26 protein-coding genes are annotated in these 26,301 nt (G+C 57.5%); 12 read left to right on the forward strand and 14 right to left on the reverse strand.

Annotated elements, in window-relative coordinates:
* Positions 1 to 234 precede the first annotated feature (234 nt).
* On the forward strand, positions 235 to 1,062 hold the full coding sequence (locus AC2FD9_RS07695) for an MlaA family lipoprotein (RefSeq protein ID WP_082649379.1): 828 nt from the start codon (positions 235 to 237) through the stop codon (positions 1,060 to 1,062).
* A complete protein-coding gene (locus AC2FD9_RS07700; protein WP_058275011.1) occupies positions 1,052 to 1,651 on the forward strand; it encodes an MlaC/ttg2D family ABC transporter substrate-binding protein in 600 nt (199 codons plus the stop codon). Before AC2FD9_RS07695 ends, AC2FD9_RS07700 begins: the two co-directional genes overlap by 11 nt.
* A gap of 72 nt (positions 1,652 to 1,723) precedes the next feature.
* Here the strand turns inward: AC2FD9_RS07700 and AC2FD9_RS07705 are convergent, their stop codons facing one another.
* From AC2FD9_RS07705 to AC2FD9_RS07720, 4 genes are read right to left on the reverse strand one after another with little or no spacing between them, the layout of a single operon-like run.
* A complete protein-coding gene (locus AC2FD9_RS07705) occupies positions 1,724 to 2,821 on the reverse strand; it encodes an ABC transporter ATP-binding protein (RefSeq protein ID WP_058275012.1) in 1,098 nt (365 codons plus the stop codon).
* A gap of 3 nt (positions 2,822 to 2,824) precedes the next feature.
* Positions 2,825 to 3,724 (reverse strand): carbohydrate ABC transporter permease, encoded by a 900-nt coding sequence (locus AC2FD9_RS07710; RefSeq protein WP_058279072.1) that lies wholly within the window; start codon positions 3,722 to 3,724, stop codon positions 2,825 to 2,827.
* Positions 3,717 to 4,589 (reverse strand): carbohydrate ABC transporter permease, encoded by an 873-nt coding sequence (locus AC2FD9_RS07715; protein WP_058275014.1) that lies wholly within the window; start codon positions 4,587 to 4,589, stop codon positions 3,717 to 3,719. The genes AC2FD9_RS07710 and AC2FD9_RS07715 overlap by 8 nt, the downstream gene beginning before the upstream one ends.
* A 57-nt stretch (positions 4,590 to 4,646) precedes the next feature.
* Complete coding sequence (locus AC2FD9_RS07720; RefSeq protein ID WP_058279073.1) at positions 4,647 to 5,891, reverse strand: ABC transporter substrate-binding protein; 1,245 nt, start codon at positions 5,889 to 5,891, stop codon at positions 4,647 to 4,649.
* A 217-nt stretch (positions 5,892 to 6,108) separates the two neighbouring features.
* On the opposite strand from AC2FD9_RS07720, the gene AC2FD9_RS07725 reads away from it, so the two are divergent.
* Both AC2FD9_RS07725 and AC2FD9_RS07730 read left to right on the forward strand, forming a co-directional pair.
* Positions 6,109 to 6,840 carry a response regulator transcription factor gene (locus AC2FD9_RS07725; protein ID WP_058275016.1) on the forward strand — a complete coding sequence of 244 codons (732 nt, stop codon included), beginning with the start codon at positions 6,109 to 6,111 and terminating at the stop codon, positions 6,838 to 6,840.
* Complete coding sequence (locus AC2FD9_RS07730; RefSeq protein ID WP_496836197.1) at positions 6,837 to 8,279, forward strand: sensor histidine kinase; 1,443 nt, start codon at positions 6,837 to 6,839, stop codon at positions 8,277 to 8,279. Before AC2FD9_RS07725 ends, AC2FD9_RS07730 begins: the two co-directional genes overlap by 4 nt.
* Before the next feature lie 3 nt (positions 8,280 to 8,282).
* Here AC2FD9_RS07730 and fliP read toward each other — a convergent pair whose 3' ends face one another.
* From fliP to fliF, 4 genes are read right to left on the reverse strand one after another with little or no spacing between them, the layout of a single operon-like run.
* Complete coding sequence (gene fliP / locus AC2FD9_RS07735; protein WP_282119612.1) at positions 8,283 to 9,014, reverse strand: flagellar type III secretion system pore protein FliP; 732 nt, start codon at positions 9,012 to 9,014, stop codon at positions 8,283 to 8,285.
* On the reverse strand, positions 9,014 to 9,301 hold the full coding sequence (locus AC2FD9_RS07740) for a FliM/FliN family flagellar motor switch protein (RefSeq protein ID WP_496760689.1): 288 nt from the start codon (positions 9,299 to 9,301) through the stop codon (positions 9,014 to 9,016). The genes fliP and AC2FD9_RS07740 overlap by 1 nt, the downstream gene beginning before the upstream one ends.
* Complete coding sequence (locus tag AC2FD9_RS07745; protein WP_496760690.1) at positions 9,294 to 9,890, reverse strand: FliH/SctL family protein; 597 nt, start codon at positions 9,888 to 9,890, stop codon at positions 9,294 to 9,296. Before AC2FD9_RS07745 ends, AC2FD9_RS07740 begins: the two co-directional genes overlap by 8 nt.
* Positions 9,890 to 11,479 carry a flagellar basal-body MS-ring/collar protein FliF gene (fliF, locus tag AC2FD9_RS07750; RefSeq protein WP_496836200.1) on the reverse strand — a complete coding sequence of 530 codons (1,590 nt, stop codon included), beginning with the start codon at positions 11,477 to 11,479 and terminating at the stop codon, positions 9,890 to 9,892. The genes AC2FD9_RS07745 and fliF overlap by 1 nt, the downstream gene beginning before the upstream one ends.
* A 119-nt stretch (positions 11,480 to 11,598) precedes the next feature.
* Between fliF and AC2FD9_RS07755 the strand changes: the two genes are divergently transcribed.
* Genes AC2FD9_RS07755 through AC2FD9_RS07775 form a run of 5 tightly spaced genes read left to right on the forward strand, consistent with a single transcriptional unit; the run spans position 11,599 to position 16,190 of the window.
* The gene (locus AC2FD9_RS07755) at positions 11,599 to 12,096 is read left to right on the forward strand and encodes a flagellar basal body-associated FliL family protein (RefSeq protein ID WP_282119616.1); all 498 of its coding nucleotides are present in this window, start codon (positions 11,599 to 11,601) and stop codon (positions 12,094 to 12,096) included.
* Between the two features lie 9 nt (positions 12,097 to 12,105).
* Complete coding sequence (locus AC2FD9_RS07760; protein WP_496760693.1) at positions 12,106 to 12,567, forward strand: hypothetical protein; 462 nt, start codon at positions 12,106 to 12,108, stop codon at positions 12,565 to 12,567.
* Positions 12,564 to 13,139 carry a MotE family protein gene (locus AC2FD9_RS07765; protein WP_496721143.1) on the forward strand — a complete coding sequence of 192 codons (576 nt, stop codon included), beginning with the start codon at positions 12,564 to 12,566 and terminating at the stop codon, positions 13,137 to 13,139. Before AC2FD9_RS07760 ends, AC2FD9_RS07765 begins: the two co-directional genes overlap by 4 nt.
* 46 nt (positions 13,140 to 13,185) lie before the next feature.
* Complete coding sequence (gene motA, locus AC2FD9_RS07770; protein WP_282119619.1) at positions 13,186 to 14,055, forward strand: flagellar motor stator protein MotA; 870 nt, start codon at positions 13,186 to 13,188, stop codon at positions 14,053 to 14,055.
* Entirely contained in the window at positions 14,052 to 16,190 is a 2,139-nt protein-coding gene (locus AC2FD9_RS07775; protein ID WP_496836203.1) for a hypothetical protein, read from the forward strand. Before motA ends, AC2FD9_RS07775 begins: the two co-directional genes overlap by 4 nt.
* Positions 16,191 to 16,277: 87 nt before the next feature.
* On the opposite strand, the gene AC2FD9_RS07780 is transcribed toward AC2FD9_RS07775, so the two are convergent.
* The 3 genes from AC2FD9_RS07780 to betB form a co-directional block, all read right to left on the reverse strand.
* Complete coding sequence (locus AC2FD9_RS07780; protein WP_496836205.1) at positions 16,278 to 17,621, reverse strand: MmgE/PrpD family protein; 1,344 nt, start codon at positions 17,619 to 17,621, stop codon at positions 16,278 to 16,280.
* A complete protein-coding gene (locus AC2FD9_RS07785) occupies positions 17,618 to 20,062 on the reverse strand; it encodes a GcvT family protein (protein WP_496836207.1) in 2,445 nt (814 codons plus the stop codon). The genes AC2FD9_RS07780 and AC2FD9_RS07785 overlap by 4 nt, the downstream gene beginning before the upstream one ends.
* 129 nt (positions 20,063 to 20,191) lie before the next feature.
* Positions 20,192 to 21,646, reverse strand: coding sequence for a betaine-aldehyde dehydrogenase (gene betB, locus AC2FD9_RS07790; protein ID WP_496836209.1), 1,455 nt, complete (start codon positions 21,644 to 21,646; stop codon positions 20,192 to 20,194).
* A 164-nt stretch (positions 21,647 to 21,810) separates the two neighbouring features.
* On the opposite strand from betB, the gene AC2FD9_RS07795 reads away from it, so the two are divergent.
* Positions 21,811 to 22,140 carry a hypothetical protein gene (locus AC2FD9_RS07795; protein ID WP_496836211.1) on the forward strand — a complete coding sequence of 110 codons (330 nt, stop codon included), beginning with the start codon at positions 21,811 to 21,813 and terminating at the stop codon, positions 22,138 to 22,140.
* Positions 22,141 to 22,147: 7 nt separating this feature from the next.
* Here AC2FD9_RS07795 and AC2FD9_RS07800 read toward each other — a convergent pair whose 3' ends face one another.
* Together AC2FD9_RS07800 and trhO are read right to left on the reverse strand one after the other, a co-directional pair.
* Entirely contained in the window at positions 22,148 to 22,648 is a 501-nt protein-coding gene (locus tag AC2FD9_RS07800; protein WP_496836213.1) for a potassium channel family protein, read from the reverse strand.
* 76 nt (positions 22,649 to 22,724) lie between these two features.
* Positions 22,725 to 23,630, reverse strand: a complete 906-nt coding sequence (trhO, locus tag AC2FD9_RS07805) for an oxygen-dependent tRNA uridine(34) hydroxylase TrhO (RefSeq protein ID WP_496836216.1) — start codon at positions 23,628 to 23,630, stop codon at positions 22,725 to 22,727.
* Between the two features lie 97 nt (positions 23,631 to 23,727).
* On the opposite strand from trhO, the gene pncA reads away from it, so the two are divergent.
* Entirely contained in the window at positions 23,728 to 24,321 is a 594-nt protein-coding gene (pncA, locus tag AC2FD9_RS07810) for a bifunctional nicotinamidase/pyrazinamidase (RefSeq protein WP_058275024.1), read from the forward strand.
* Here pncA and AC2FD9_RS07815 read toward each other — a convergent pair.
* A complete protein-coding gene (locus AC2FD9_RS07815; protein WP_108860017.1) occupies positions 24,318 to 24,842 on the reverse strand; it encodes a hypothetical protein in 525 nt (174 codons plus the stop codon). The two genes, pncA and AC2FD9_RS07815, sit on opposite strands and share 4 nt — an antisense overlap.
* A 165-nt stretch (positions 24,843 to 25,007) precedes the next feature.
* Here AC2FD9_RS07815 and pncB point away from each other — a divergent pair, with 165 nt between their 5' ends.
* A complete protein-coding gene (pncB, locus tag AC2FD9_RS07820) occupies positions 25,008 to 26,300 on the forward strand; it encodes a nicotinate phosphoribosyltransferase (protein WP_058279083.1) in 1,293 nt (430 codons plus the stop codon).
* The last annotated feature ends 1 nt before the right edge of the window (position 26,301 follow it).

Below are 26,301 nucleotides of genomic sequence, written 5' to 3' on the forward strand. Positions count from 1 at the left end.
AAGTGCGAAAACGGCGATGTGACCTGTACCGGTTGTGGGCGTAACTTTTCTTATTCTGAACTGTTGAACCCGTGTCACTTTACGTTGACCTATTCGTCGGGTTAAACGCTATCTGTTTCATATTGGTGGCGAAACGCCTATGTGACTTTGGGTAGGCCGGGCACAACGGCCAAAAAGAGTATTGATTAAGTGTTCGGGCACGGACTGTCCGAACGTTTTGGAGTGGCAAAGACCGTGTTGAGCAGAATCAGCCTAAAACCCCTGATCGTTGTGTCCGTATTGGCAGTTCTCAGCGCCTGCACCACACGCCCTCCGGAGGGTGTTCAGCAGGGTGAAGCATTTGATCCGTATGAACGCAACAACCGGGGTATCCACAAATTCAACCTTGGCGTCGACCGGTTTTTGTTTCGTCCGGCCTCGAAAGGGTACGTAAAGATCGTGCCCGACCCGATGGTGACCAGTTTCAACCATTTTGCCGAAAACCTGACGATGCCGGGCCAAGCCGTGGACTACCTGCTGCAAGGCAACCTCAAGCAGTCGGGCAATGCACTGCTGCAATTTGTGATCAACACGACCGTTGGTGGCCTGGGGTTGTCAGCCCCCGCCGACGAGTTGAACCTTCCGCCTGTGGATACCGATTTCGGTGAAACGCTGCACGTCTGGGGTTTTGGCGAGGGCGCTTATGTCGAGCTGCCGCTCTATGGTCCGTCAACGCAGCGGGACTCGATTGGCGTTATCGTCAACCTGTTCTCGAACCCGATCAACTTCTCTCCGGTCCGTCCGGTCGACAATATCGGTGTCTATGCCGAGGTCGTGCGCCGGATGGGCGATCGGGGGCGTTTTTCGGACACGGTCGACTCGATCCTGTATGAAAGCGCTGACAGTTATGCGCAGGCGCGGACCATTTACCTACAAAATCGCCGCTTCGAACTGGCGAGAGACGACGAAGAAACCTATCTGGGTCTTTACGACGACCCTTATGCAGACAATGGGACCGACCCTGTCAGAGATCCCTACTTAGACCCATACGAGGACCCCTATGAGGACCCCTATGCCGAGTAACCATATGAACCGACGCGGTTTTGTCGCCACTGGCCTTGCCGGTCTGGCACTGACCGCCCTGCCTTTTTCCGCCTTTGCCCAGACTGAAGCCAGCGCCAAGGCTCTGGTCGTCAGTGTCGTGGATGACATCAACCGCATTATCGCCTCGGGCAAATCCGAAAAGGCGATGATCCGCGATTTCGAAAAGGTCTTTGTGCAATATGCCGATGTGCCGATCATGGCACGTTATGTGCTGGGAGCAGATGCCCGTTCGGCCAGCCCGTCGCAGTTGAAGCAGTTCACCAAAGCGTTTCAGGGCTATATCTCGAACAAATATGGTCGACGTTTCCGCGAATTCATTGGTGGGCAAGTCACCGTCCGGAAGGCCCGGAAAATCAAGGCCGGTTACGAAGTACGCACCTCGGTTAAGCTGCAGGGCTCGTCCCCGTTCGAGGTGACATTCCTAGTTTCGGACAAATCAGGCCGCGACAAGTTCTTCAACATGTTCATCGAAGGGGTGAATATGCTGCTGACCGAACGAACCGAGGTTGGCGCGATGCTGGACGCCCGTGGCGGCGACCTGAACCGCCTGATCAAGGACTTGAGCTAGAACAAGGTCAGCTGACCCAGTTCAAACGCAAAGAAACGCCGCGCGAACTCAATCGCGCGGCGTTTCTTTCTTTTAATTCAGGCGCTCGCCGGTTTCTTTGGCGAAGTACGATACTTTACTCATATCAAACGCCAAGTTCAGCATCTTGCCCGCTTGCGCGCTGGTTTCGGCATGTAACCTTGCGGTCACCTGCTTGCCGCCCAGTTCTGATACAACATAGGTGTCGGCCCCTGCAGGTTCGACCATATCGACCATGCACGCCGCTTCCTGCACGCCATCACCCGCACGGAAACCCGCCTCGGCGATATCCTCGGGGCGCAGGCCCAGGATTACATCCTCGGGCAACGCCAGATCGCGCGCATCGTTCAGAACCAGCGTTTCGCCGGCATCGCGCGAGATGACGATTTGTGTACCCGACCCGTTTTTGGTGACCTGCGCAGGGATCAGATTCATCGCCGGCGAGCCCATGAAATCAGCGACAAACAGATTGGCCGGGTTGTTATAAATTTCGGCCGGGCTGCCGATCTGCTGCACGATACCGCCCTTCAAGACCACGATCTTGGTGGCCAGCGTCATCGCCTCAATCTGATCGTGGGTCACATAGACGATGGAAGCGTCCAATGTCTGGTGCAGCTTCTTGATCTCGGTCCGCATCTCAACCCGAAGCTTGGCATCGAGGTTCGACAGCGGTTCATCAAACAGGAACAGCTTGGGATCGCGCACCAGCGCCCGGCCCATCGCCACACGCTGACGCTGACCACCGGATAGCTGGCTGGGACGACGGTTCAGCAGCGGCTCGATTTGCAAAAGCGAGGCCACATCGTTCAGCTTGGCCTCCTGCGTTGCCTGATCGACCCCGCGCACCTTCATGCCGAAGGTGATGTTCTTGGCCACGCTCATCGTCGGATACAGAGCGTAGGATTGGAACACCATCGCGATGTCGCGGTCCTTGGGGCTGACATGAGTCATGTCTTTGCCACCAATCGCCAGTGTCCCGTCGGTGATTTCCTCCAACCCCGCAATACAGTTCAGCAAGGTGGATTTACCGCAGCCCGAGGGGCCGACCAGCACCAGGAAATCGCCCGGTTCGATCGAGATGTTGATGTCCTTCAGAATTTCGGTTGCGCCGTAATTCTTGTAGAGTTTGTTGATATCAAGGATGGGAGCCATGGGTTATCCCTTCACAGAGCCAGCGGTCAGGCCGCGGATGAAATACTTACCGGCAACGACATAGACGAGCAGCGTCGGCAGCCCCGCGATGATCGCGGCGGCCATGTCGACGTTGTACTCTTTGACGCCGGTGGTGGAGTTTACGATGTTGTTGAGCGCCACAGTCACGGGCTGCGTGCCCGCCTGGCTGAACGACACACCGAACAGGAAGTCGTTCCAGATCTGCGTGAACTGCCAGATTACGGTCACAACGATGATGGGCAGCGACAGCGGCAGGAAGATCGACCAGAAAATCCGCAGGAACCCTGCCCCATCGACCCGAGCGGCTTTGGTCAGCTCGGCCGGAATGGTGACATAGTAGTTGCGGAAGAAAAGCGTGGTGAAGCCCAGCCCGTAAATCACGTGGACAAAGATCAGGCCCGGAATGGTTCCGGCGATCCCCATCATGCCCAGCAGACGCGCCATTGGCAGCAGGACAACCTGGAACGGGATAAAGCAACCGAACAGCATCAGAGAGAAGATGATGTTCGCGCCTTTGAACCGCCACTGCGCCACGACATAACCGTTCAGCGCACCTATCAAGGTGGACAAAAACACTGCAGGCACCGCGATCAGGACCGAGTTCCAGAAGTAAGGCCGCAGACCTTCACACTGGATACCGGTACAAGCCCCGGACCATGCGGTTTTCCAAGCATCAAAGCTGACTTCGCGCGGTAGTGAGATCAGGGACCCGGTGCGGATTTCCTCAAGGCTTTTCAGCGATGTCGTCAACATCACGAACAGCGGCATCAGGTAATACAGCGCGAACAGGCCCAGCAGGACGTAAAGCAGCCAACGAAGGGCAATCTTGCCAGTGGCGCTCTGCGAGCGGGTTTGGGTTTGGGGCATCGACAGATCAGTCATTTTTCGCCCTCAGCTCTGAATAAAGATATGGAACCACGATGGCAAAGACGACCAGCATCATGATCATCGCGGAAGAGGCCGCCTGACCGATATCGCCGCGCGAAAACGCCATGGCATACATGTATGTGGCTGGCAGATCAGTCGCGTATCCCGGACCGCCACCTGTCAGCGCGATGACAAGGTCAAAGCTCTTGATCGCTAGGTGGGCCAGCACGATGAAGGCAGACAAGAAGATCGGTGCCATCGACGGTATGATGATCGCCGTATAGATGCGCCATGTGGGGATACCATCGACCTGTGCGGCCTTGATGATTTCACCATCCACCGAACGAAGCCCGGCCAGAAACAGCGCCATAACAAAGCCCGAGCTCTGCCAGATCGCGGCAATCACGATCGTGTAGATGGCGTAATCGGGGTTCACCAGCCAATCGAATTCGAAATTCGGAAAGCCCCAGCCCTGCACCATGGATTCAATGCCCAGACCTGGGTTCAGGATCCACTTCCATGCGGTGCCGGTCACGATCATCGACAGTGCCATCGGGTACAGGTAGATGGTGCGAATAACCCCTTCGACGCGGATCTTCTGATCCAGCAGGATGGCCAGCAACAGCCCCAGCACCATCGCGATCACGATGAACAGCGCACCAAAGATATACAGGTTGTTGATCGCCGTATCCCAGCGAGGGGAATCGAACAGGCGTTCATACTGAATGAAGCCATGGATCTCGTATTTCGGCAGTAGTTTCGATCGGGTCAGCGACACCCATGCGGTCCATCCGATAAATCCGTAGACAAAAATCAATACGGCGATGAACGACGGTGCCAGCACCACCTTGGGCAGGTGGTTTTCCAGCCATTCGGACATTTTTTCCTCCGGGGAAAAGTGCTCTGCCCCGCGGTATAGGGGGCAGAGCGTTTTGGATCAGTAGCTGTTGGCCACTGCGTCCGCCAGTTGCTGAACCGCGTCAGCCGAGGACATATCCGAGTTGAAATGTGCGGTCACAACATCCGTGATCGCACCAGACTGCGACCCGCGCAGCGCCATGCCATGGGCGTAAGACGGCAGCAGCGAACCACCTGCCGAGGTCGTACCCATGTCTTCTGCCGAGATTTTCGCACAGATATCAAAGGCATCCAGCGCTACGTCGGTCCGTGCAGGGATCGAACCCTTGTTCAGGTTGAACACTTCCTGGAAGTTCGGTGCGACGATCAGTTTGGCCAGCAGTTCCTGACCGGCGCGGTTGTCGTCACCTTCGACTTCGAACATGGCAAAGCTGTCGACGTTGTACAGATAACCGTCACCGGGGGTCGAGGCACACAGGAAATCTTCGCCGGGCTTCTTGCCAGCGGCCAGGAACTCACCTTTGGCCCAGTCACCCATGATCTGGAAAGCTGCCTCGCCATTCATCACCATGGCGGTGGCCAGGTTCCAGTCGCGACCCGAGAAGTTCTCGTCAACATATCCACGCATGGTACGCATCTGGTCAAAGACCTGTACCATTGTGTCGGACGTCAACGCTTCGGGGTCGAGATCGACCAGGGCTTTCTGGTAGAATTCTGGTCCACCAATACCCATGACAACCGCCTCAAACACGGTCGCGTCCTGCCAGGCCTGACCACCGTGGGCCAGCGGGATCACACCAGCGGCCTGCAGTTTTTCGGCTGCTGCGTTGAACTCATCCCATGTGGTGGGCATTTCGATGTCGTTTGCCGCCAGAACATCAGCATTCGCCCAGATCCAGTCGATGCGGTGCACGTTCACGGGTGCAGCGCACCAAGTGCCTTCGCACATCATATGGCCTGCGATCGACGCAGGCAGGACATCCGCCCAGCCTTCGGCCTCGGCAACGTTCGAGATGTCGGCCAGAACGCCTTCTTCGTACCATTCCTGAATGGCAGGGCCTTTCAACTGAACGGCGGTCGGCGCATTACCGGAGAGAACGCGGGCCCGCAGCGCGGTCATTGCCGCATCACCACCGCCACCCGCGACGGGCATGTCGGTCCAGGTGCCGCCGTTCGAGGCGAATTCTTCCTGCAGAACGGCAACCGACTTGGCCTCGCCACCCGAGGTCCACCAGTGCAGTACTTCCGCCTGCGGCTCGGCCACAACGGACGATCCGGCCACAACGGCCAAAGTCGAAACGGTGGCAAATGCAAAACGCTTCATTTTTTGTCTCCTCCCTGAGAACTCAGTGACTGCCAAAGCAGCGATGGCGCTATTACTGTGGTCTGATCGCCGTCTGGCAAAGCGGAATTCATAGTAAAGTACGGAAACGGCCCAAATTTTCACCACTTCTGTTACAGGGTGTTACGTTGGCATTGAATCTGTTTCCATTCGTTACAATGGACAACGACAGAGGGAAAAGATCGGGAGGAAAGACAGAGTGAGCATTCCGCGGCTTCTGGTGGTGGATGACGACCCTGAGATGCGGTCGATGATGACGCAGCTATTGCAGCAAAACAGCTTCATCGCCCTTCCCGCCAGTTCCGAGCGGGAAATCCGGGCGCACCTGTCCAATGGCCGGATCGATCTGATTTTGTTGGACGTCATGCTGGGGGACGAGAACGGGATTGATATCTGCGCCCGGTTGCGGCGCGAACAGGACGTCCCGATCATTCTGGTCTCTGCCCTGTCCGCCGACCATCAGCGCATGGCAGGGTACGAAGTTGGGGCAGACGACTACATCGCCAAACCGTTCAACCCCCAATTGATGCTGGCCCGTGTCAGGGCAGTGATGCAGCGCGCTCGGCGGTCGTCTTCGCTGGCGTATCGCCGCAGAACCCGCACGTTCCGTTTTGACGGCTGGGTCTTTGACGGAAAGCGTGATGATTTGCATTCGCCAGAAGGCTATTTGGTCGCGTTGTCCCAACGGGAAACCGCCCTGCTCAAGGTCTTGCTGGCCAATCCACATATTCCGCTGACGCGCGATGAAATCGTCACCGCACTGGATGTAACAGGGGACAGCGACAAGTCCGAAGCGCAGGGCCGCGCCATTGACATGCTGGTCGGTCGCCTGCGATCCAAGATCGAGACCAACCCGAAAGACCCGCAAATGCTGCGCACGGAACGCGGGGTCGGGTATATCTTTGCCGCCGACATTTCGGTCGAAGAATGACACTGCGCCTGCGCAATCTGGGGTGGCTTTGGACCCTTTCAGCCTTTGCTGCCGGTTTGCTGTCTGCAGGGATATGGTTCGCTTCGGCGCGCGCCTGGAACGACTACCTGCTGCAATCTTTTGTAGCAGGGTTCACCGTCTACGAAGAGTTGCGAACAGGCATGGCCCCCTCCGAAGGGTTGTCGATTACGCCCTTGCCGCCCCAGGATACGGCCCTTGCCGATAATGGTGAATTTCAGCGGTTGCCCGGGTTTTCAAACCGCCGCTTCGTCACCAACCTTTCGATCCTGACCGACAGTTCCTCGCCGCTCAGCGGGCGTGAATTAACCGTGGCGATCCTGTCCGACCGGTTGGTTTATCCGGTGTCGGACATTGTGTCAGGCAGTGATCAAACCGGGCCTGAAAAGATGGGAAACCTGACCCGGTTGCTGGCAACATATTGCAGTGAGCCGATCCTGATTGCGAAATTTGGACGCGAGGCCTGGCATCAGGTCGACGGGACACAGATATGGGGCTGTCAGGCGGCCCCAACGGATTTACGTCTGCCCGCAATACTTATGGGGATCGTCGCAATGGCGGTCATCTTATCCGCAGTCAGTAACGTCTCAGATACCTTCACCCGGTTTGCCCGCGCGTTGCGCGAACGGCAGCGCCTTGGGGGGCCGGAAAGCTACGAGGCGGATGGCCCGGATGAACTGCGCGATATCGTCTCGGCGGTGAACGCCCATCTTGAGGCCGAGCGCGCGCAGCTTGAAAAGCGGGCAACGGTTTTGTCCGGCGTCAGCCACGATCTGGGTACCCCTGCGACACGCGTGCGCCTGCGTGCCGCTCTGATCCCCGACGATGAACTACGCGAAAAGCTCGAGGCGGATGTGGATCAGATGACGGGCATGATCGAAAGTGTCCTGACCTATACGCGATCCGAACTGGATGTTGAGGAACCGCGCCAGATTTCTCTGACCTCTTTGGTGGAGGCTCTGGTCGCCGATTATCAGGATATGGACCTGCCCGTGACACTAAAAAAGACCGACCCCGTCGCGGTCGATGGGGTTACATCGGTTTTCATGTCCCGGCGCGGACACGGACAGCTGACCGAAACACGCCGCGTTCTGGTCATGGCGCGGCCCATATCGCTTAGGCGTGCGCTGACCAATTTGATCGACAACGCGTTGAAATATGGTCGACACGCCGAAGTGCAGTTGGCGACCGATGCGACCACCGCGACGATCACGGTCGAAGATAAGGGCACCGATCTGTCGGTGGAGGACATCGAAAACCTGATGGCCCCATTTCGTCGTGGGTCCAACACCGGATCTTCTGACGGCTATGGTTTGGGCCTGACAATTGCCGCCACCGTGGCCGAACAGCATGGCGGAGAAATGCGCTTTGAGGCCGGCGATTGCGGCCTGCGCGCCTGTCTGCAAATCGCCCGGCAGTAAAAACTAGGTCGCATAACTGCGCACAAGCGCGCTGGCGATCAGGGACCACCCGTCGGCGATGACAAAAAACGCCAGTTTAAACGGCAAGGAAACTGTGGCTGGCGGCACCATCATCATCCCCATCGACATCAGCACCGCCGCAACCACAAGGTCGATGATCAGAAATGGCAGAAAGACCAGAAAACCGATCTGAAAAGCGCGCGCAATTTCAGACAGCATGAAAGACGGCATCAGGATGGACAGCGGCGCGTCGGGCGACAGCGTTGTGGCATCACCACCGGGGCGCAGGGCGGCCATGGCGTGAAACGTATCGGGGTCCAATCGCGCAGCCATGAAACCGCGAAACGGCTGTAATGCACGCTCTAATGCAGGCTCGACCTCCATAGTTTCATCGACCAACGGCTGAATTCCTGTTGTCCAGGCTTCGGAAAAGACCGGCTCCATGATGAAATAAGTCAGAAACAGCGCCAGACTGACAATCAGCATATTGGGAGGAGATTGCTGCAACCCGATACCCTGGCGCAGGATCGCCAAAACAGTGATCAAAAACGGAAAACAGGTGATCATGATCGCCAATCCCGGAGCCAGGCTGAGCACGGTGATCAACAGGATCAACTGAATCGTTCGCGCAGATATCGAACCGCCCTCGCCCAGCGAGACAGACAACTCCTGCGCCGTGGTCAAAGACGGGGTCAAAACCGCAAGCGCGACCGCCAGAATTAGAAATCGGCGCATCAGCCGATCCCGTTTTGCAGGTCCGCGATTTCGGTCAGACGCACAGCCAGCTGACCGGTCTGCTCGCCCTCCATCTCCTCTAGCAAACCGCGCGCGACAAGTTGGTCGCCGACATAAAGGTCAACCGGATCCTCGATGCGTTTGTCCAGCATCAGCACGGCGTTTTCCCCCATGTTCAGCAGATCACGGATCAAAGGGCGCGCCCGGCCAACCGATACGGTGACTTCAATCGGAACGGCCTCGAACGGGTTGGGCTTCTCGGATTTCGGGGTTTGCGGATCACTCATTGGTCACTGCCTCTTTTACCTGAAAAACATATGCCTGAAAGGCTTGATCGACCGCAGCAAGCAAGCCGCTGCAATCCACCTCGCGCTGGGAAACCCCGACCTTGAGCCGCGACTGCCCTACCTCAAGCGTCGGGTCTTCGATCACCTGCACAGGCGATGAAAGCTCGGCGGGGATCAGGTCCTCCACCTCGTTCACACGACCTGAGGGTACGAAGATTTGCATGGGCTGTCCGATCTGCCCGCGCGCCATATCGGTGAGCTGCTCGACAAGTCGAACGGCAAACCCTCGGTCCAGCATTTCAGGCAAAACCAGCTGTGTCAGGCTCTGAAACATCGGTTCCAGCGACAGGGCCATCCGGTTAACCGCTTCATGGTAGGTAAAAGACATATCTTCGAGCGATTTGGCCAATTCGGCCGAAACCTGCCCCCGGCTCTGCTCTTGCGCCTGGACCGCGTCTTCCCAGCCGGCGCTATAGCCTTGCTCGAACGAGGCCAGCCTTTGTTCCTCTAACGCGTCCTCATCCAGTACGTGCAGCTGTCCGCCGCCGACCTGTAAAGTGAAATCCTCAAGAAGATGGGCAATCGACATCACACACGCTCCTCACCTTCTTCCAGCCAGCTGCGCAGGATTTCGACCGTTTCTTCCTGCTTGTCGCCGATCATCGCCCTGAGCCGATCCACCGGGTCCGCCCCGGCATCGGTCGCAAGCGCCGGAACGTTCCCGGTGGGCCCCTGCCCCGGCAAGGTGGTGAATTGCCCGCCTTCTTCCGTCGCAATTTCGCCGGTCAGGTATGCGTCAGGTTCCTGGGCTGTACCTGCGGGCAGCAGTGCCGGAGCGGTTGCGGGTTGGGTCAGAATAGGGCGGATGACAAACACCCCAAGTACCAGGGAAACCAGTGCCAACACGGCCATCTGAATCAGCGACATCGCGTCGAAATGCACCTTCTGCCACAGCGAGGCGGTTGCCAGACTGCCCTGCGGCTCGACCGCCGGCAGATCCAGCGATTTCAGTGTTATAACGTCGCCCCGCTCGGCATCGTAGCCCACTGCCGAGGCCACAAGCTCCTGCAGTGCATCCATCTCGGCCTGCGGCATCGGCGTGAATGTTTCACTGCCGTTTGCGTCCACGGATCGCGTTCCGTTTACCAAAACAGCAACCGTCAGTCGCTTGATGGCGCCGGGGCCGTTGTGAACCTCAAGCTCGGTCTCGGAAACCTCGTAGTTGACCCGTTCTCGGGTCTGGGTTGCGTTAGAATTGGATTCGTCCCCGCCCGCGCCATCGCCATCGGGCAGGTTTGACGCAACCGTCACATCCCCGGATTGGTTGCGGGCACTGTCCGAACGCTCTTCGACATCGGTGCTGATGGCCACACGGCCATTGGGATCGAAACGCCGTTCGCGGATTGATTCTGTCTTGGTAACCGTATCGACACTCACCTCGACCACCGCATTTCCAGCTCCGACCCGGGCTTCGATCAGACGCAGAACCCGTTCGCGCAGCTGGCGCGATTTATCGTCAGCGGTATCTGCGGACACCGGGTTGTCCTGTGCTCCGATCACTGCGCCATTCGAATCGATGACGGTGACGTTCTCGGGCGCCAGTCCGCTGACTGCGGACGACACAAGAAACCGGATCGCCTTTGCCTGATCCGACGTGATGTCCGTGCCCGACGCGACCAGGTAGATCGATGCGGTTGGTGCAACACTGCGTTGGAACGGATTGGCTGAACCGTTGGCAATATGCACACGTGCCTGGCTGATATGGGGGCTGCCGACAATGGTTCTGGCCAACTCTCCTTCTTTGGCGCGCCAATAGGCGGCGTCGAACATCTGCGACGTTGTGCCAAACCCGCTGAGCGAATCCAGCAGCTCGTAGCCCCGGTTTCCGGTTGCCGGCAGACCTTCGCTGGCCAGCGTCAAGCGCAGCTCATCCCGTTGTGATCCCGGCACATAAATGGAGCCGCCGCGAATCTCATACTGCACACCGCGCTGATCCAATGAACGGACAATATCCCCTGCAGCGCCGCTTTCTAAACCGGCGTAAAGCAGGGTCATCGACGGTGTTGTCACCAGACGCGACATCGCCAGGATCCCCAGAAACATCAGCACGACTGCACCCGCGACAATGATTTGTTTACGCCTGTCCAAACTTGCCCAGACAGTTCCGATCTGCTGCACGATCACCTCCGACTCGCCGACATTCTGTGCGACGCATCCCTTGTTTGGATGATTGCCCTTAACAATCGGTTAGTCCCTGTCGGGTTATGACGATTGCAGATTGAAGAAATGAGGACGTCATGACCGACGCGACTGCAGAACAGGCAGAAGTTCCGGAAAAATCTGGGAAAAAGGGAATGATAGTAGGCGCGATTCTGGCGATAGCCGGTGCTGCGGGCGGGTATTTCCTGACCACCACCGGCCTGTTGCCGATAGGCGGAAAACCCGTCGTGCAGAACACCGAAGAAACAGAGAAAAGCAGGCCTGCCAAGGCTCTGCCAAAGGTTGGATTCGTTGACCTAACTCCGGTCGTCGTTTCGGTAAACACCAGCGACTCGCGACATCTGAAGTTTCATGCCCAGCTCGAGGTGAACGCGCCGTACATGGCGGATGTGGAAAAGATGAAACCGCGAATCATGGACGTGCTGAACGGATATCTACGCGCGATTGAGGTTTCTGATCTTGAGGATTCGCTCGCGCTCATGCGCATCCGAGGACACCTGTTGCGGCGTATCGAAATCGTCGTCGGCGAAGGCCGCGTTCGCGATGTTCTCGTCATGGAATTCGTACTGAACTAGGAGGCGAAGTTGGAGCTGATTGCAGATATTTTGCTGGTCGCAGGTGCCATGGGTGCGGGTCTTTATTGTTTCGTCCTGTCCAAGCGGTTGAAACGCTTTACCGACCTTGAAAAAGGCGTCGGTGGTGCGGTGGCCGTGCTGTCTTCGCAAGCGGAAGAGTTGAAAAAATCACTGGAGGCCGCGCGGGAAGCCTCGGATCAGTCTGGCGTCGTTCTTAAGGAACTGACCGAGCGCGCCGAAACAGTGGCGCAGCGGCTTGAGTTGATGATGGCCTCGATGCATGACGTCGTGCCGGACGATGAAGAGGCGACCGAGATCCCTACACCAGAGCCTGAGCCGGTTGTTTCTGAAGAACAGTCCCAAGCCAACTCAGTGCCCGTCATTGAAGAAGACGCGCCAGCCGAGACTCAGGTCAAACGTCCGGGTGGGTTGATGTTCCTGCGTCACAGCCGCAGCGAGGCCACGACATGAGGCGGAAGCGGGCAGAAAACCGTCCCAAAGGCGGCGTTCTTGCGGTGATCGCGATGCTTATGATCGGTTCCGCCGCGATCAGAATAGGATTCGAGGCCGGGCCCGCGCTGGCTAAAGGATCCGATCCCGCCCCATCGCTGGCGAGGAGCAGCCAAGCCGAACAGCCCGGTGCGCAAGAATTGTTGACTGAATTGCTACGCCGCGAAGACGCGCTCAAGAAACGAGAGACCGCGTTACAAGACAAAGAAAAGGCGCTGGATATCGCGGATCAGGCGATTGAAACGCGCCTGGCTGCCTTGCAGGAGGCAGAAGAATCGCTGCGACAGACACTGGCCTTCGCCGAAAAAGCCGCCGAGACCGATCTGACGCGCCTGACGGATGTGTATCAGAGCATGAAACCCAAGGACGCAGCCGCCCTGTTCGAAACCATGGACCCCGGCTTTGCGGCTGGCTTTCTGTCGCGGATGCCGCCTGATTCCGCCGCAGGTGTTCTGGCCGGTCTCAACCCCGAAGCCGCCTATACGATCAGCGTGATCATGGCCGGTCGCAATGCTGCGGCTCCGCAGGAGTAGCGCACATGTTTTTTACCCCCGCATCTGACTTTGCAGGAGACCACCCATGATCGGAATCATCGGAATCGTCGTCATTTTCGCCATGGTGTTTGGTGGATATCTTGCCGCCGGTGGCAAGATGACGATCATTTTGAAATCGCTCCCGTTCGAGATGATGATGATCGGCGGCGCCGCCGTTGGCGCATTCATGATCAGCAACGACTTGAGCGCCGTCAAACATACGATCAAGGACATGGGTAAAGTGTTCAAGGGCCCCAAATGGAAACCCGAAGATTACCGCGATCTGCTGTGCCTTTTATTTTCTCTGATCCGCATTGCCAAGGCCAACCCGGTCGAGGTGGAACAGCATATCGAAGACCCCGAGAACTCGACCCTATTCTCAGCCTATCCGAAGATTCAGAAGGACAAGGAAGCTGTCGATCTGATCTGCGACACGATGCGATCCGCGTCGATGAATTACGACGATCCACATCAAGTTGAAGAAGTGCTGGAAAAACGGATGGAGACCAATTTTCACCACGCCATGCATTCCAGCCACGCGTTACAAACCGTCGCCGATGGTTTGCCCGCACTTGGGATCGTGGCCGCCGTTTTGGGCGTAATCAAAACGATGGGGTCCATCGACCAGCCGCCCGAAGTACTGGGCAAACTGATCGGAGGCGCTTTGGTCGGGACGTTCCTGGGCGTGTTTCTCGCCTATGGCCTGGTTGGCCCGTTCGCTGGCAAGCTGAAAGCGGTAGTCGAAGAGGACAACCATTTTTACCAGTTGATCAAAGAGGTTCTGGTCGCCAACCTGCACAACCACAACGCAGCCATGTGCATTGAAGTTGGCCGCCAGAACACGCCGACGCATAATCGCCCAGCATTTTCGGAGCTGGAAGATGCGTTGAAGGAACTCAAACAGGCAGCGGCATGATCCGGACAGTTTTCCTTGCTTTGGCGCTAACCGCCGCGGCAGCGCAGGTTCAAGCACAAGATGTGCAGGTACGCTCGGGTGAACATGATGGGTATACGCGACTGGTCGCACAGGTTCCGCCAGGCACTAAATGGGTGCTGTCGCACAAGAAAAATGGTGCGCGTCTGAGTGTCAAATTGGAAAAGGTGAACTTTGACACAGCAGCCGTGTTCCGGCGTCTGACGCAAAACCGCTTGGCCGCGATCTCTCAGTCAAAGCCGGGTGCGGCGCTGGATATGCAATTTGGCTGCGACTGTGTTGCCAATGCCTTTCTGTTCAAGGGCACGATGATCGTGGTGGATATTGCACCAGGCTCGGCGCTGCCCCCAATCAGCGCTGAAATACCGTCGCCTGTTTTGCCCAAAGCGTCCAAAGAGAAAGACCCGTTGGTTGGGCAAAATTTGCAGAGTCTCGAATTGCCACTGCTAAACCTGAACGCACAGCGCTTTGAAGAACAGCTCTCTACCCTGCTGCTGCGCGGCTCTGACCGGGAAGTCGTTGATTTGAGGCTTGCTCCGGTTGGACCAAGGCTGTCGGTCCCCAAGAACGATCCCTTTAGCCCCTCAGACCTTAATGCCAATATTCATGTGACATCCGTTCTGGACGGCTTGAATGAACTTTTAGGACCATCCCTGCCGCAGCTTGAACAACGCCCACCCTGCATCTCAAGCGCTGAGCTTGGGTTTGACAGTTGGTCTGGGGCAACTCCCTTTCCAGAACAGGTGGCTTCGTTGCGCGCCGCCCTGTTCAAAGAATTCGATCATCTCGACGAAGAAAAGGCGCTGAAGCTGGCGCAGCTATACGCCTATTCCGGGTTCGGCGCAGAGGCTATTCGGACGCTTGAATTGCTTGGGCAGCATGCGCCAGACACAGATCGGGTTGCCTCGATAGCCCGGTATCTTGATGGCGCACAGCCGTCCCATCCGAACCCGTTTACCAATCTTCAGCGGTGTGAAAGCGACGCCGCGCTTTGGGCTCTTTTGATCGAAGGAGAGATGCAGGAAGAGGCCCAGTTGCAGTCGATCGAACAGTCATTTGCGCGCTTGCCCAACCATCTTCGCCGTCAAGTTGGGCCAACATTGGCGGAAATCCTGACAGATGCTGGGAAACTTGAACCAGCAAGGCGCGTGTTGCGCACGGTCGACCGCGTTGCGACTGAGGACAGCGCCGATACGTCCCAAGCCAAGGCTAAAGTCGCGGCTGCCGAAGGCGACGGCCCGAAGTCAGAAGCATTGTTGAACGAGGTCATCGCTGCGTCGGGTGCAGAGTTGGAGGCACCGCTTGCGGTCGCGCGACTGGTCGACAAGCGGTGGTCGGAACGTGGAGCAATATCCCCACAAGAGCTTGATCTTGCGGCGTCTTACGTCGTGGAGTTTCGACGGTCTGAAATCGGGCCGCGCATGCTGCAAACACAGATCGTCGCTTTGAGCCTTAGCCATGAATTCGATAAGGCGATGGATCTGCTGGGCGCCCAAAATGCGCAGGACATAGCCGTCGAGACGCTGAACCGCGTCGCCCAGATCCTGACCGAACGCGCCGACGACGCGACATTTCTAAGGCGTGTCGTGACCCTGACACCAGAGCAGAAACTGGCTCTATTCACAGACACAAGCGTGGGATTGGCCGAGCGCTTGGTCACCCTAGGTTTTGCGGACGCGGCGCTGGAACTGGCCAGTCGGTCACAGGACAAGGCCCGGCGCGCAGAAAGGGCACGGTTACGTGCGCGCGCCGCCTTACTGCAACGCCGACCACATCAAGCGATGTTGGAACTGGTCGACGATCCATCAGACGCGGCCCAGCTTTTGCGAGGGCAAGCATTGCAGATGACGGATGATTACGTGGCAGCTGGTCAGCTTTTGCGTGCTGTGGGTGAGGATGAAAAAGCCGATCGGTTCTTTTGGTTGGCCGATCATCCGGAAACAGTCGCGCACGAACGCGACACAAAGTTCTTCGCAGTTCAGCAAACAACGCGGCTCCTGTCCGTGCCGCCAATACGAATGCAGGACAAACCCTTAGCTGACGCGAAGGGCTTGTTGGATGACAGCGCAAAAACACGCCAGCACATTCTGGATTTGCTTACGAAAGTGGACCAATAGCGGATCAGGTCGGCGCCACCTGCATTCACGATTTGTCTTTCATTAGGTGCCCACTGAGCGTCGGCCCGCAGCCCGCACCGGCCGCTTTTACGGATCAAAGACCAACGACATCAGGTCCGACAATCTGGATGTAGGTTCGACCCAACCCAATATGGCCGCGCGGATCGCGTCCGCGCGGTCCGAACCGACGACTGGCGCGGCAAACTCGGTGTACTTGGCGATCACATCTCCCCGGCTGAGCGGAGCCTCCGGCCCTCCGCGCGCGTGAGTGTCGCCGGATTCGAACACACGCCCATCGGTCGATTTCAAGATGACATCGGCCCACCGCCCCTGCGGGAAGCGTGCACTGTGGCGCGCATCTTCCAGAACGTGAATACGCGACACCAACTCTGCCACCGCCGGATCAGACAAACCCGAACCCGAGATATGTTCGACCCCGATCCGACCATGGATCGCCTGAACCGCCACAGCAAAAGGCAGAGAATACTGGGCCTGAGACGTGGTGTCAGGCATCCCTGCGTACAGGCAGGCCGCTTCATGAAAACTGTTGATATGGATGGATCGGATTTGGTCGTGGGCTAGGTCATTCTCCATCATCACAGCCCGAACGCCATCAATTGCCGCATGAGCCCAGCGACATATCGGATAAGGTTTTACGTATTGGTGTTCGACCTGCCAGAACTGACCTAAATCATCCCAAAACGACGCAACATCAGCATCTTCGATTGTGATGGCCGGGGCGCCCGTGAAACCACGTTCGGCCAGAATCGCAGATGATATGCCAACCATCGCGCCCCAACCCGATCCGTCGTGCAGCATCGTCGGATTCGCAATCTCGCGCATCATCTGGCTTCGGGGGCCGTGGTATTCTGCTATTCCCAACGCTTGTCGAAATTGCTCTGGCGTGTACCCGCGCATGCGCGCGGCCATGGCGACCACGCCAAGGGCATTCCAGGCGCCGGACGTGTGGTAATCGCTGACCGATGCGTGCAGCGACAGCCCCGCACGTCCTGCGATTTCATATCCCGTGACGACGGCAGCCAGGGCTTCGGGGCCGGACAAATCAGGGCAATGCGCACCAAGTGAAACTAACGCAGGCAGGACGACGACACCGATATGCCCCTTAGTCGGGTTGTAGCCGTCATGCCCGTCCAAATTGTCGATTTGTGTGGCTGCTGCGTAGGCAGCGCCCGCCGTGCTGACGAGGCGGCCATCAAACATCATCGGAACGCTGAATGCCGCATCAGTGCTTGCATAGAGCAGCGCGGCAGTATCGCGGGCGATCACGCCGGCCTCCATCGGGCCGGAGGCGATCAGGATGCCCATTGTGTCGAGCATCATCAGGGCAGCGGCCTCTTTCGCGCTGTCAGGCATCTCGTGCGCTGAAAGGTTCAGGGCAAAATCCGTGACCCGATCCAGCGTGCCGGTCATTTGGCTGCCTCCATCACCTTGGGTTGGACATCGCGCAGCCGGAGACCCGATGGATCATAGGGCGGTTCGGCCAAAACTTTGGCTTTATGCGGTTTGCCGAGGATGAAGATTTCCACCATATCCCCCGGCTTTACGACTGCCGGATTTGAATAGCCGATGGCCAGGGATTTGCCGACTGAATAGCCATAGGCCCCTGAGGTCACACGTCCGACCGGTGCGCCATCTGGTGTAAAGATAGGTTCGCCACCGGACGCGTCGGCATCCGTCGCCTCGACCTCAAAAATCGACAGAACCTCGCGCGCGGCGTTGTCCTTGATCTGCACATAGGCGTCTTTGTGCAGGAAGTCCTTGTCCAGCTTGATCAGACCCGCCAGCCCGACTTCCTGCGGCCAGTATTCCTGAGAATACTCGCGGCCCCACGAGCCATAGCCCTTTTCAATCCGCAGTGACCCCAACGCGCGGCCGCCCACCGGACCACCGTCGCACTCCTTCGCAGCCTCAAGAAGCGCCGAATAGAGCCTGATCTGATCTTCTTCCTCGCAGTGCAACTCCCACCCCAAATCACCGGTAAAGCTGACACGGATCGCCAGGCAGGTCACCCCCGCAACCTCGATCGTGGCCGAGCGCATGAAGCGGAACGCCTCGTTCGTCAAATCCGCATTGGTCAGCCGCTGCAGCAGGTCACGCGATTTGGGCCCTGCGACGTTGAAGCCCGCAATCCGGTCCGTAGCCACCTCGAACGTGGTGCCTTCGGGCAGGTCGATCATGTTGAAGAACCGCTGATGATAGCGCTCGGCCATACCCGAGCCGATCATCATGTATTCGTTCTCGGCCACCTTGGTGATGGTAAAGTCGCCGGCCACACCCCCGCGCACCGAGATCAGCGGCGTCAGGCAGGACCGCCCGACCACGGTCGGCACCCGGTTGGCAACCAGCTTGTCCAGCCACTCATTGGCGCCCGGGCCCTTAATGACGTAGTTGGCAAAGTTCGAGATGTCGATCACGCCAACGTTTTCGCGCAGCATCTTGACCTCTTGCCCAACCGGTTCCCACCAGTTCTGGCGCGTGAACCCGTTTGTCTCGGTGGTGCCGGGCTGATCGGCAAACCACAGCGGATGCTCCCAGCCGCAGTTCAGACCAAAGACGCAGCCTATGTCCTTTTGCATTCCATAGGCCGGGCGCACGCGGGCCGGACGGCCTGCGCTGCGTTCCTCGTTGGGGAAGTGGATGGCGAACCGGTGGGTATACTGGTCCTCAACCCGGGCCTTGGTAAATTTCTTGTCCGCCCAGTCGCCAAACCGCGCCAGATCCCAGGCAAACATGTCGTATTGAGGCTCTCCCTCGATCATCCACTGCGCCGCCAGCAACCCCAGCCCGCCCGATTGCGAGAAACCGGGGATCAGGCCGCCACAGAGGAAATAGTTCTTCAATTCCGGCACCGGTCCCCAAAGGGCGGAACTGTCCGGGGACCAGATCATAGGCCCGTTGATCACCCGTTTCACGCCAGCCGTCGCCGCGGCGGGCACGCGCTCGGTTGCGCGGATCACGTTCTCCATGATCCGGTCCAGATCGTCTGGGAACAGATCATGGGCGAAGTCCAGCGGCGTGCCCTCTTCGGCCCAGAACTTCATGTCCTTTTCATAGGCCCCGATCAGCAGCCCGTTGCCTTCCTGTCGGAAGTAGTACTCACCGTCCCGATCGGCGATCGACGGTAAACGGCGACCCAGGTTGGCAACCTCATCAATGGAATCGGTCACGAAATACTGGTGTTCGGTCGGTTGCAACGGCAGAGTCAAACCCGCCAATGCCGCTACTTCGCGGCCCCAAAGGCCTGCGGCATTCACAACCCATTGCGCATGGATGTCGCCCTTTTCGGTACGCACGATCCACGACCCATCTGGCTGCTGTTCAGTGCCTAACACGGGGCAAAAGCGCTCAATCGTTGCACCCATGGCGCGCGCGCCTGCGGCATATGCGTGCGGCACGCCTGAGGGATCAACGTTGCCGCCATCGGGTTCAAACATAATGCAGCGGATATCGTCGAACCGCGCCAGCGGGTGCAGTTCCATCGCTTGTTCGCGGCTGACTTCGTAGAAATTCAGGCCATAGAACCGAGCCTTGGCTTCCTGCAGACGCAACTGGTGTTCGCGGTTTTCAGTCTGGGCCAGATAGAGGGAACCGGGCTGGAACACTCCACAGCTCTGGCCGGTTTCCTGCTCCAGCTCTTTATACAAGTTCATCGTGTAATGCTGGATGCGGGTGATATTGTTGTTGTCGTGTAGCCCGTGGATATTGGCCGCCGCGTGCCAGGTTGATCCGCTGGTCAGTTCATCCCTTTCAAGCAGGACTACGTCCCGCCAACCGAGTTTGGCCAAATGGTACAGGATTGAACAGCCAGCCAATCCTCCGCCGATGACTACGGCCTGTGCATGCGTTTTCATGAACTTGATCTCCCACCGACGGAACCGAAAACGGCACCCTTTGGAGGAAGTCAGCCACATGTCTTATGTGGCTTATGCTCTGTTCCCGACGCAAAATGTCGGGAACAGAGTTTGAATGGCCGGTTTTGATTAGTACGGCGCTTCGACGTCGTTCATCGAAACATAGACCGTCTTCATCTCGCTGAAGTGATTGATCGCCAGTTTCGAGTTTTCGCGCCCGACACCCGACATTTTGGATCCACCGAACGGGGCCTCGACCGGAGCCAGATTATAGGTGTTGATATAGCAGGTGCCCGCCTCGAACCCGGCCACAATGCGGTGCGCGCGGGTCAGATCGTTGGTGAAGACACCGGCTGCCAATCCAAACTCGGTGTCGTTGGCGCGGGCCATCACTTCTTCTTCGGTATCGAAATCCAGTACGGACATGACAGGGCCAAAGATTTCTTCGCGCGCGATGGCCATATCGTCCGTCACATCCGCAAACACTGTGGGCTGCATGTAAAAGCCGTCACTGTCGATCCGCTCACCGCCAAATACTAGGCGCGCACCTTCGGCCTTGCCCTTTTCGACATAGCTCAGCGCGATGTTCAGTTGGTTTTCGCTGACCATAGGGCCAAAGTTGACGTCCTCATCCAGCGGATCACCAATTTTCGCAGTGGCCAGACGTTCTGAGAGGCGCTTGAGGAGTGCCTCTTTGACGCCTTTCTGCACAAAGACACGGGTACCGTTCGAACAGACCTGACCCGAGGAATAGAAGTTGCCCAGGATCGCACCCGAAACAGCGTTTTCGATATCGGCGTCGTCGAACACGATCATCGGGGACTTGCCGCCCAGTTCCATCGTCACGTGCTTCATGCCGTCGGCAGCTGCGGCATAGACCTTGCGGCCGGTCGGAACGGACCCGGTCAGCGAAACCTTGGCCACGCGCGGATCGGTCACAAGCGATGCGCCAACATCGCCATAGCCCTGGATCACGTTATAGACGCCCTTTGGCGCGCCCGCCTCGATCAGGATCTCGGCCACTTGCAACGCCGAGAGGGGCGTGGTCTCGGACGGTTTGAAGACCATCGTATTGCCGCAGGCCAGTGCAGGGGCTCCTTTCCAGCATGCGATCTGGGTCGGGTAATTCCATGCGCCGATACCAACACAAACGCCCAGCGCCTCGCGGATGGTGTAGACAAAGTCTCCGCCGCCCAGCGGGATATGCTCACCCGTCAATGACGCAGCCAGCCCCCCAAAGTACTCCAACGCATCCGCACCCGATGTGGCGTCGGCCACCAGGGTTTCCTGCAAGGGTTTACCGGTGTCGTGGGTTTCGAGGATCGAAAGCGCGCGATTGCGGTCACGCATGATGTCAGATGCCCGTCTCAGGATGCGACCACGCTCGGTCCCGGACATTGCCACCCACTCTGCCTGAGCGTTTTTGGCAACTGTTAGAGCCTGATTTACAATATCCGGCGTGGCAGAGTGCAGCCGGGCGATGATTTCACCGGTGGCCGGGTAGATCACGTCGATAGGGGCGCCGTTGGTATCTTCAACATATGCGCCGTTGATGAAATGGCTCGCTTTGGGCTGAAACTTCATGCCGATTTCCTTCTCAGAGGTCCTTTCTTTCGCATTTATATTTTATTGATTGACCAGTCAATAAAAGCAATTCACGGCGGACTCCCGCTGATGTGAATCGGCTCCCTCTTGAATAAAAAGCTTAATGTTCCATTTATGTTCTACATAGTCAGAGGAACAATCCGATGTCTTACCACGCCCGCAACCCGGCCATGGATGGCCCATCGAACGACTATCACCTGTTGCCCGTCACAGACCGGCAAATGCGATACGCTCGTGCAATTGCCCAGCAGTCGGCCTTGGAAATCCCGGTCGAGGCACAACGGGATCGCAAGTCGATGTCTGCCTGGATTTCGGCGCACAAGCCAGCCGACCCTTCGCCCTTTGAGGACTATCCATCCGGCAAGCAGGTTGCCTTTGCCGAACGCATTTCCCGTAGCAGGCGCAGGCCTATCCCATCCGAGTGTTTCCGCGACAAACAGATTATGTCCCGCTGGATTGATCAGAACAAATAATGGCCGTCTAATGTTTATGGTGGCGGGTATAGAGCGCAACCGTAGCAGCAACAAACATACCCAAGAGGATGTAGCCGGTAACAGCCTCAGCGACGGCCAGTCCGCGACACAGACCTGTTGGGGTCATGTCGCCATATCCCACCGTAGTGAAGGTAACGTATGAAAAATACAGGAAATCGGCTGGGGCATCTGCACCGACAACGCAATTATCGGCATAGCCGAAAGCGCCATACGCCGCCGCGAACAAGAACGGCACGACCTGAATGAATGACACACCCATCAGAAACAAGCGTCGATGCGGCAGCTTCACCTGTGTCATGTAGTACCAAGATTGCGATGCGACCCAAACCACCAGGCAGGCCGACACAATAGTACCAATGGTTTCCCCTGCGGCCGCCTCACTCAGGCGCGACAGACCATACCACGCAAAAAAACTGGCAATAACCAGTCCGACCGCTGCGATAAGCGTCGATTTCCACTCTTCCAAGGTTGTAGGTTCGCGGTGCATAAAACCTCCGATGGCCTAGGTTTTTCCGCGATCATCAGGGTTCCGGCTTGTACCCGCAACCTTAATCATTCACCCCTCATTCAATGCCCAGATGTTCCTGCCCGCGCTGACGTGACAGCAGGATCTGTTTCTGGCGTTCGCGGAACCGCATTTTGTCCACTTCTGATGTCTCGTTGATGCACCGATGGCAGGACACGCCGTGCTCGTATTCCGGGCGCTTCATATCCTCGGGCAGAATCGGGCGGCGACAGCCATGGCACAGGTTGTGCGGCCCTTCGACCAGCCCATGTCCGACCGAGACGCGATTGTCGAACACAAAACACTCACCCTGCCAGCTGCTGTCCTCGGCGGGCATCTCTTCGAGATACCGCAGGATGCCGCCTTTCAGGTGATACACATCCTCGACCCCTTGCCCCAAAAGGTAGTTGGTGGATTTCTCACAACGGATACCGCCGGTGCAGAACATGGCGACCCGCTTGTTGTGAAAGCGGTCTTTGTTTTCTTCCCACCAGGCCGGGAAATCACGGAAACTGGCTGTTTCAGGGTCTACTGCGCCCTCAAACGTACCAATCGCCACTTCGTAATCATTGCGGGTATCGATCACGACCACATCGTCGGAGCGGATCAGATCGTTCCAATCCTCGGGTTCGACGTAATTTCCAACACGGGCACGCGGATCGACGTCCGGCTGGCCCATGGTCACGATCTCTTTTTTCAGACGCACCTTCATTTTGCCAAAGGGCGGGTGATCGGATGTGGCCTTTTTCCACTCAAGATCCGCACAACCGGGCAGAGCCTTGATGTGGGCCAACACCGCATCGATCCCACTACGCGGGCCGGCGATGGTTCCGTTGATCCCCTCGGCGGCCAGCAACAAGGTGCCCTTGACTGACTGCGCGCGGCATAGGTCCAGCAGCGGGTCGCGCAGGGCTGCATGATCCGAAAAACGAGTGAAGTGATAGAGCGCAGCGATCGTATACATGCGCGCGGTCTAAACCTGCTGGACAAGAGTCGCAAGAGACCGGATTGACGCCCCCCGCCCTGCCCCCTACCGATAGGACAATGCGAGGAGATTCCCGATGGCCCATGCCCTAATTGTAATCGACGTTCAGAACGATTTCTGCCCCGGTGGTGCGCTGGCGGTGCCCGGAGGTCACGAGATCGTGGACCCCATCAACACTATGATGGCAGAGTTCGACGCCGTGATCCTGACGCAGGATTGGCACCCGGCGGGACATTCGTCCTTTGCCAGCGAGCACGACGGCAAAGCCCCCTTGGACATGACCGAAATGCATTATGGGCCGCAGGTCTTGTGGCCGGATCACTGTGTGCAGGGCACCGACGGTGCGGAATTCCATCCGGATCTGAATACCCATGCTGACCTTGTCATTCGCAAAGGCTTTCGGAGCAGCATCGATAGCTATTCCGCATTTTTCGAGAACGACCAAAAGACTCCGACCGGTTTGGAAGGTTACTTGAAATCACGTGGCATCACCAAACTGACCCTGGTTGGGCTGGCCACAGATTTCTGTGTTCATTTTTCAGCCGTTGACGCTGCCCGGTTGGGTTTTGACGTCACGGTCCGAATGGACGCATGTCGGGCGATTGATTTGGATGGATCACTGGCAGCCGCCGTGGCCGCGATGCGTGAAGCTGGCGTTGCGTTGACCTAAGGCGTAGCGCCTTTTTCGGCAAGATACCTGAGCACCGCAAACAAGATCACCGCCAGTCCCAATGCAACGCCAATTCGTCCGGGCAATGTGCGGCGCTCGGGCGTTGCGGGTGATTTGTAGCGCGGGTTCGGCGTCCAATTCTCGACTTTTGGGCGTTGGTCGTTGCGCGGTTTGGCCGTTTTGACATTGTCCAAAAATCGATGGAAGTCGAATTCACCGCAGTATTCGCCCTCAATTCCCATTTCGCGAATATTGGCAAAAAGCGCGTGCAGAATGCGTTTGCGTTGGTCTACGTCCCGTGACGAATAGTACCCTTGCGACAACTTGCTGTCGGTTGAATCCAGATCAAAGCCGGCTTCCTGGAAAATTTGTCGAATCTTCGGTGACGTCGCCCGAAGCGCGTCAGCCGTTTTCACGTGACGGAATCGGGCACGCGCGACGGAATTGTCCAATCGCTCTGAACCGGCGTTATCTTCCAATTCCTCATTAACAACGATGTCAAAATCGTACTCGAGAACCATTCACCAAATTAACCTCGTTCAACCATCCCTCTCTTTTCACTAAACTGTGAAAAGATCACACAATATGCTCGCAATGTGACCTGACCTTGTCATTGTTATCATTCTAGCGACTCTTGCCATTCCACGCACCGATTGATCTAACAACGGAAATCGCAGGAGTTCCCCATGGTCGATATTGCGACACGCGTGTACAATCATAAATGGAAGATTGACCCGATTGTACGGTCTTTAATCGACACTGACTTCTACAAACTGCTGATGTGCCAGTCAGTGTTTCGAAATAAGCCCCAAACGGATGTGGCTTTTTCCCTGATCAACCGGTCGAATCACATTCCATTGGCCAAACTTATCGATGAAGGCGAGCTGCGCGAGCAATTGGATCATATCCGATCGCTTGGCCTGAGCCGGGGCGAAAGCACGTGGCTGCGGGGCAATACGTTCTATGGCAAGCGCCAGATGTTCCGTTCGGATTTTATGGAATGGTTCGAAAACATGCGCCTGCCGCCCTATCACCTGGAACGGAAGGGCGATCAGTACGAGCTGACATTTGAAGGTAAGTGGCACGAGGTTATGCTGTGGGAAATCCCGGCGCTTGCGGTTCTGATGGAGCTGCGCTCGCGCGCTGTGCTGAACAACATGCGGCGGTTTGAGCTGCAGGTGCTATATGCCCAGGCCATGACCCGCGTTTGGAAGAAGATCGAACAACTGCGGGATATTGACGGGCTTGGGATCGCTGACTTCGGAACCCGGCGTCGACACAGCTTTCTTTGGCAAGACTGGTGTGTGCAGGCCATGATCGAGGGTCTGGGATCGAGTTTTACCGGTACGTCGAACTGTCTAATCGCCATGCGGCGCGAAGTTGAGGCCATCGGCACCAACGCGCACGAACTGCCGATGGTCTACAGCGCCCTTGCCAAAGACGATGCTGAACTGGCGCAAGCGCCTTATGACGTGCTGAGCGACTGGCACGACGAACATGACGGCAATCTGCGCATCATTCTGCCCGACACCTATGGCACGCAGGGCTTTTTGGATCGCGCACCCGATTGGCTGGCCGGATGGACCGGCATTCGCATCGACAGCGGTGATCCCGCAACAGGCGCGGAAACCGCGATCAAGTGGTGGCAATCCCGTGGAGAAGACCCCCTGGAAAAGCGCGTGATCTTCTCGGATGGTCTGGATGTGGATAAAATTCGGGAACTGCACACTCAATTCGCCCACAGAACCAAAGTCTCGTTCGGGTGGGGCACCTTGCTAACCAACGATTTTCGCGGGCTCGTGCCAAACGACGCGTTGGCGCCGTTCTCGCTGGTCTGCAAGGCTGTGTCCGCCAATGGCCAGCCGACCGTGAAACTGTCGGACAACCCGGAAAAGGCGATGGGACCGAAGGATCAGATCGAACGCTACAAACGAGTGTTCGGCGTAGGCGCGCAAGAGGCGATCGAGGTGATTGTTTAGG

This window comes from Ruegeria sp. YTSC230, assembly GCF_059609665.1.